Source organism: Parafrankia colletiae (assembly GCF_001854655.1).
Taxonomy (GTDB): Bacteria; Actinomycetota; Actinomycetes; order Frankiales; family Frankiaceae; genus Parafrankia; species Parafrankia colletiae.
In genome coordinates this window covers 84,622-90,759 of record NZ_MBLM01000141.1, presented here as the reverse complement: position 1 = coordinate 90,759, position 6,138 = coordinate 84,622, and the positions used below count along the sequence as shown (strand labels likewise).

At 66.1% G+C, this 6,138-nt stretch carries 6 protein-coding genes and 1 pseudogene; 2 read left to right on the top strand and 5 right to left on the bottom strand.

All coding sequences use genetic code 11. The features are described 5' to 3' along the window. Positions 1-129: 129 nt before the first annotated feature. Positions 130-228 (top strand): annotated as a pseudogene (locus CC117_RS36650) (IS6 family transposase); the annotation flags it as partial. Between the two features lie 103 nt (positions 229-331). Here CC117_RS36650 and CC117_RS24670 read toward each other — a convergent pair. From CC117_RS24670 to CC117_RS24650, 4 genes are all read right to left on the bottom strand, one after another. After that, a complete protein-coding gene (locus CC117_RS24670) occupies positions 332-1,600 on the bottom strand; it encodes an acyl-CoA dehydrogenase family protein (protein WP_071088137.1) in 1,269 nt (422 codons plus the stop codon). 337 nt (positions 1,601-1,937) lie between these two features. Then, positions 1,938-2,558: a TetR/AcrR family transcriptional regulator gene (locus tag CC117_RS24665; protein WP_071088135.1), complete on the bottom strand. Its 621-nt coding sequence runs from the start codon at positions 2,556-2,558 to the stop codon at positions 1,938-1,940. A 423-nt stretch (positions 2,559-2,981) separates the two neighbouring features. Further along, positions 2,982-3,752, bottom strand: a complete 771-nt coding sequence (locus tag CC117_RS24655) for an SDR family NAD(P)-dependent oxidoreductase (RefSeq protein WP_071088131.1) — start codon at positions 3,750-3,752, stop codon at positions 2,982-2,984. Then, a complete protein-coding gene (locus CC117_RS24650) occupies positions 3,749-4,492 on the bottom strand; it encodes an SDR family NAD(P)-dependent oxidoreductase (RefSeq protein WP_071088128.1) in 744 nt (247 codons plus the stop codon). Before CC117_RS24650 ends, CC117_RS24655 begins: the two co-directional genes overlap by 4 nt. Positions 4,493-4,772: 280 nt before the next feature. Between CC117_RS24650 and CC117_RS24645 the strand changes: the two genes are divergently transcribed. After that, positions 4,773-5,249, top strand: coding sequence for a VOC family protein (locus tag CC117_RS24645; protein ID WP_071088126.1), 477 nt, complete (start codon positions 4,773-4,775; stop codon positions 5,247-5,249). Between the two features lie 4 nt (positions 5,250-5,253). On the opposite strand, the gene CC117_RS24640 is transcribed toward CC117_RS24645, so the two are convergent. Beyond that, positions 5,254-5,556, bottom strand: a complete 303-nt coding sequence (locus CC117_RS24640) for a hypothetical protein (RefSeq protein ID WP_198541970.1) — start codon at positions 5,554-5,556, stop codon at positions 5,254-5,256. Between the last annotated feature and the right edge of the window lie 582 nt (positions 5,557-6,138).

Here is a 6,138-nt window from a genome sequence, read left to right as displayed (position 1 = left end):
GACTCATTGATCTCCTCCGTTCACGGATCAATTATCCCTCATAGGGATCACTGTCCGAAGAACGGGGCCCACCTCACGGGGCTTCGCCGATCCCGAGCTGAAAGGTAACAACCTCGACCGACCGGCGCACGCCGGCCGGTCGAGGTCACCACGGACATGCCGTCCGTCGATCTACGGGTCCTTGGCGAGTTGCTGTCTGAAGCCTGCCATGGGGATGCCCCGTGGGAGCAACCGGAGCGGTGCCGGTGCTGAACCATGTCTGTTGCTGGAGTGACCGGTACAGCAGGAAGTGGTGGTACTGATCGACGTAGGCACGTAGGGGAACAGCTTGTTATGAGCGGGGGGACGGTCCGCGGGGAACATCACGGAAGGCGCGGTCACGATCGAGGGAGGGCTCACGAGGCATGCCGAGCACACGCTCGCTGATGACGTTGCGGGCCATCTCGGTGGTGCCGCCGCCTATACAGGCGGTCTGCCGCACGAGGAAATCGACGCCGCGGCCCGCCACCGCACCGTCGTCGTCCGTCCAGGCCACCCCGGCGCCACCCGCGAGATCGAAAGCGATCGTCATCGTCCGGGCCATCGCGACCCCGTGGAAGAGCCGCCCGACGGCCGCGGCCTGGTCGGGCATCCGTCCRATCGTCATGCCCCGGGCGATCCGCTGCTGCAGGGCCTGCTCGACAACCTCGAGCATGCGCCCCTCACCGATAAGGTCACGCGCGCCGGGGTCGGGAAGCCGCCCGGCATCCCGGGCGACGTCGACGAGGAGCGCGGCGTCCACGCCGGTCTGGCTCCAGCCGGCCGGAACCGTGACGTACGGCGAGTTGTACAGCATTCGTTCGTGGAACATCCAGCGGGTGCCCACCGTCCAGCCGCCGTCGATCGCGCCGATCCGGTCGGAGTCGGGAACCCGGACGTCGGTGAGGAACTCCTGGCAGAACTCCCGGTTACCGTTGATCATTTCGATCCGATGCACCTGGACGCCCTCGCCGCGTAGCGGGAGGAGGAACACCGTCAGTCCGCGGTGCTTGGGCACGTCCCAGTTGGTGCGGGCCAGACACAGCGCCCAGTCCGCCAGCCAGGCACCGCTCGTCCAGATCTTGGATCCGTTGATGATCCAGTCGTCGCCGTCCCGCACGGCACTGGTCAGCGCGGAGGCGACGTCCGACCCGCCGCTGGGCTCGGACAGCAGCTGCATCCAGATCTCCTCGCCCTTGAGGATGGCGGGCAGGTGCCGCTGCTTCTGCTCCTCGGCGCCGAACTCAAGCAGCACCGCCGCGCACGGCGCGAACGTCGGCGCCTGGATCTCCACCGGGCACTCGTACCCGGCGATCTCCTCATTGAAGGCCCGCTGGTGGGCCGGGGTCAAATCCTGCCCGCCGTATTCACGCGGGAAACAGATCCCCGCGAATCCGGCGTCGAACAGCATCCGCTGAATCTCTCGTTCCCGAGCCACCACGGCTAACGCTTCCCCGTCGCCGATCACATTGGCGGCCAGGCCAGCCATATCGTTCGGTCCGACGGGACGCAGGTTGGCCCGGATCCAGGCGCGGGCCCGGAGCCGGAAGCCATCGATGGTCTCGACATCATCCTTGGTCATGCCTACTCTTCCCACGATTCAGGGCAGCGGCCAGGCCGGCACCTTCGTCTCCAGGTACTGTTCGAAACCCGCGACCCCGTTCTGCCGCCCAAGACCGCTGTGCTTGTAAACACCGAACGGCGGATCGACGCCAAAGGGTTCCCGTCACATCGTCGAGGGTGATCTACCGTGACCGCCGGACCGAAGACTTCTTCTTGACGGTGGCCATCGAGTCGTCGACGTTGGCGAAAAATCCCCAATCCCTTTCTACAGGGGCACAATAATGTCGGGAACCACGCTGAATCCTGACAAAGGATGCAGAAGAAATTTTGTCACCAGACACCCGCGAGGGTGTCAGTTACATGTCCGATTCCCGGCTCGCCGCGTTCTCGGGCCCCGTCCGGGGTTCGACCTTGTCCAGGTAGCGCTCGACAAAATTGATCGTCTCCGCGTGAGACGTCGACATGCCGACTGACTGCTCCATAATAACCATCCGCGGACTACTGGTCACCAAAAAGACGAGTACCTCAGCCGGGATCTTGTCCATCGGAACCGTGTAGTCGTTCGACGATCTCGACAGCGCCTCAAGCGCCAACTCGCGAACCTTCTCACCGACGGCGGCGATCTCGGCCCGGATTTTTTTGCGGTGGTTCGCCAGGGCCGTGAGCTCCGCTATCAGGGCGCCGGCGGTCCAGTTGTTCGAGAACTCCCAGAGCGCTCGTAGGGGATGATCCGTCCGGAGCGCCTCGACCAAAACCCCCAAGGTCTGTTCTGTCCGACGCCGAACCAGGGCAAGAAAAAGATCGTCCAGTGTCGGGAAATAGTACTGCACCAATCCGGATGCCACCCCGGCCCGGGAGGCCACCCCGCGGTACGTCACCGCCGCGTACCCCTCGCTGAGCATGAGCTTCTCGGCAGTGTCCAACAACGCCGCGCGTGTCTTCGACGTTTCCGTACCAACCCGGCGGGGCGTCGTCATCTGGGGCCTTCCAGGGCAGTGTCACAGGGTGGCGCACCCGACGCGCGCCGCCCGGCGTCGACCTCGGCTGTCCGTGGTCGTCAAACTCCTGGTGCCTCTCTACCAGAACCGAGTCATCGACGACAGCGAGCCGGCTCCTCCGAAGGCGGCTGACCCGGCACCGGGACGGACCGCGGTGTCGGGTGGGCAGAGGTCGAGCGGTCCTGGAGCGCTGCCGCGGGGACACAACTCGACGTTGGTCGGGTCCGGATCGGACCGGTCTCTGTTCTCGTTGGACCAGCACATCCACGGCTTCGCTGGCGTCGCACCAGCGACGACCTCGCACGTGCCACCCCTGTAGGTCAGACCGCTTCTTCATGAACGGCTTCCTTGTCGGGCATGCGGCGCTGATCAGCATAGGTCCCCAGCGGATACGCGAAGGCCTCAGACCCCAGCTGGGCCAGGGCCGCCATGGACATAGAGGGTTTGGCCGGAGCAGAAGCTGGCGGCGTCGGAGGCGAAGAACAGGACGGCGTTGCCGATCTCGTCGGGTTCCCCGAGGCGGCCCGAGGCGTTGGTCAGGCCGATCGCCTCCGGGTCGAGCCCATAGCGGGCGGCGTCGTCGGTCAGGGTGGCGGCCCGGACAGCTCCGACGGCGATGGCGTTGACCCGGATGCCCTTACCGGTCCAGGCGGCGGCCATGGAGCGGGTGAGGCTGTTGACCCCGGCCTTCGCCGCGCCGTACGGCGCGGCCTGTGGCATTGCGAGGAGGCTGGCGCCGGAGGAGATGTTCACGATCGCTCCTCTGCCCTGCTGAAGCATCGGAACCGAGGCCGCGCGGGAGAGGAACCACACGCTGCCGAGGTTGAGCGCCAGGACCTGGTGCCACTCCTCCTCAGTCCATCGCCGGATCGACTTCGTCTCCGCACCGCCGGCGCAGTTGACGAGGATGTCGAGCCGCCCGAACTCTGCCACCGTGGTGTTGACGAGCTGCTGGCACTGCTGCGGGCTGGTCACGTCCGTCGGCAGCGCCAGCGCTCGGCGGCCCGCCGCCTGGACCTCCTTGACCGTGGACTCCAGCGGCTCCACCCGGCGCCCGGCGAGCACAACGTCGGCGCCGTACTCGGCGAGCGCGAGCGCCGCACCCCGGCCGATACCCGTGCCCCCGCCGGTGATGACGGCGACCTGGCCCTCGAGCGCAAATCGATCGCTCACGTGACTGCTCCTCCATTGGCAGCGATGACCTGGCCAGTGATGTAGCCGGCCTCTTCGGTGCACAGGAACGCGCAGACCGCGGCGATGTCGTCACCTGTGCCGAGCCGGCCGGCCGGGATCATCCGTGCCAGCGTCTCGGCCTTCGGTAGGTACTTCGCCTGCTGCATGCTGCGCAGCAGCGGCGTGTCGGCGGTGAACGGCGGGATCGTGTTCACCGTGATCCCCGTGGCGGCTAACTCGAGCGCGAGTGCCTTGGTAAGCGCGATGACGCCGCCCTTCGACGCCGCGTAGTGCGCCTGCCGGGCCGCACCGGTCTGGCCCGCCGCGGACGAGATGGTGACGATACGGCCCCAGCCGGCAGCCACCATGTCCGCGGCCGCCGCCTGCACACAGGTGAACGTCCCCGTCAGATTGACTTCGATGGTCCGCAACCAGTCGTCGATCGTCAGGTCCACGAAGGGCACGAACCCGGAGACACCGGCGCTGGTCACAAGGATCCCGACCGGCCCGAGTTCGGCACGCACCGCGTCGAACGCCGTGGTGACCGAGGCCCGGTCGGCCACGTCCACCCCGACCGCTACTGCCTTGGCTCCCTGCGACCGCAGGCCGGCAGCCACCCGCTCGGCGGCGTCGACATCCTGGTCGAGTACGCCCACGTCTCGCCCCTGCCGGGCGAGATGCTCACAGATCGACAGGCCCAACCCCGACGCACCGCCGGTCACAACAGCGACATGACTCAACTACGCCTCCTCATTCGTGTTCCCGCGGCGACCCAGGGCCCGCGCCCCGCGGTCACGGGCCGGGGTCTCAAGATCCCCGACTTTCCCGCAGCAGTAGCCCTGTACGTACGTACAGCGCGATGCTATACGTTTGTACGACGATGTCCAGGGGGAGCAGTGGGCCAGCCGGCGTCCTCACAGCTCAGGGATCGCCCGAGAGGAAGCCCGCCGGCCGACACCAGCACAGCGCGCGGCCGATACGACGTCGGCCRCCGTCGTATCGAAGAACAGGGAGCGCACAATGCCCGAAGCACCAGAGCAAGTCGATGGCGCCGTGGCCGTATCCCACATCGGCCTCTGCGTGTCCGACTTCAATCGTTCGATCCGCTTTTACACGGAAGGGCTGGGGTTTCACCTCACCGAGAAGTTCGACATCGGCGACTCTCTAGCCCAGCTAGCTGAAGTACCGCCGCCCATACGCTGCCGATCTCAGATGATCGTCAATGGCCAGACGAAGTTGGAATTACTCGACTGGAAGACACCGAAGCCAGAGGGCACGGCCCTGGTGACGCGTCGACAGATCGGCTTCACCCATCTGTCGGTCTACGTCAAGGATCTGGCTGCGGCCGAGACACGCCTGGTGGCGCTTGGCGCGACACCGATCGAGTACACCCGAACTCATATTCCGATGCGCGACGGCGCGATGGACGTGCTTTTCTTGGCAGACCCCGACGGAATCCGCATCGAACTGGTGCAGGTGACAAGCCCCGCTACATGAACGATCACCGGTGAGTACGCCTGTCGCACCGCGATCCTTCATCGGTTTTTCCGGCTGCCACGGCGTTGGCCTCAGCGGCACGCGGCTCGTCGTAGGTCAGTTCCCTCTGGAGGTCGCCGGCGGCGGCCAGGGTCTGCACCGTGAACTTCACTGTGGACAGTGGTGCGCCGGTGCGCGGGTGGCGGACGGTGAGGTCCATCGCGGAGAACGCGCCGGGGTGGATACGCAGCGCAACCTGGACTCGGTGGAGGATGTCGAGGATGTGCCCGGTGCCGCGCACGAGGCGGAACTGCTCGCGGTGCCGCATCCCTTCGCCCCCACCCGGCCTGCACCCAGCGGGTGCCACACCTGAGCGTGACACGGGCGTGGCACCACGGCCCCCATCGTGGTCTTCAGGCCCGGTGAGTTGGATGCCTTCGCCGACAGCGCCGACGACGAGTTCGACCAGTAATCGTCGATATCGCCGGCCCTCACGCGATCGCCGGTTGCCCGGTGCGACTGTCCCCGAACAGGCCAGGCCGGTTCTCCCTAATTTGCGATCGACTACAGATCGTAATCGATCCGCTTTGCGTATCCGGTAGTGGGGGACCGACTGTTATGTCGAGGGTTGCCGACCGCGTGTGGGCGCATTGTGTGCGCTGATGCTCCGGCACGTCGCGACACCGGCCGGCACGTTCCGGTACCGAAAACGCCCTGACCTCGGATTTTGCGGCACGACACGGCACGTTCCGGTATGTTCGGATACGCGGTGATTCGTCTTTTAATCGAGTGGCGAGGGTTTAACTTCCCTTGCCGACTCCAGGTGGATGGGCTATGGCCTGCGGGGTTCAGAGCCGGGGATCACCCTTTTTGAGATCAAAGATCATCTGTGTGCGCATGGCGTGTGCGG

Excerpts from the sequence above, each read along its gene's own strand:
- CC117_RS24665 (WP_071088135.1), bottom strand. The coding sequence starts at position 2,558 with ATGACGACGCCCCGCCGGGTTGGTACGGAAACGTCGAAGACACGCGCG.
- CC117_RS24645 (WP_071088126.1), top strand. The coding sequence starts at position 4,773 with ATGCCCGAAGCACCAGAGCAAGTCGATGGCGCCGTGGCCGTATCCCAC.
- CC117_RS24640 (WP_198541970.1), bottom strand. The coding sequence starts at position 5,556 with ATGCGGCACCGCGAGCAGTTCCGCCTCGTGCGCGGCACCGGGCACATC.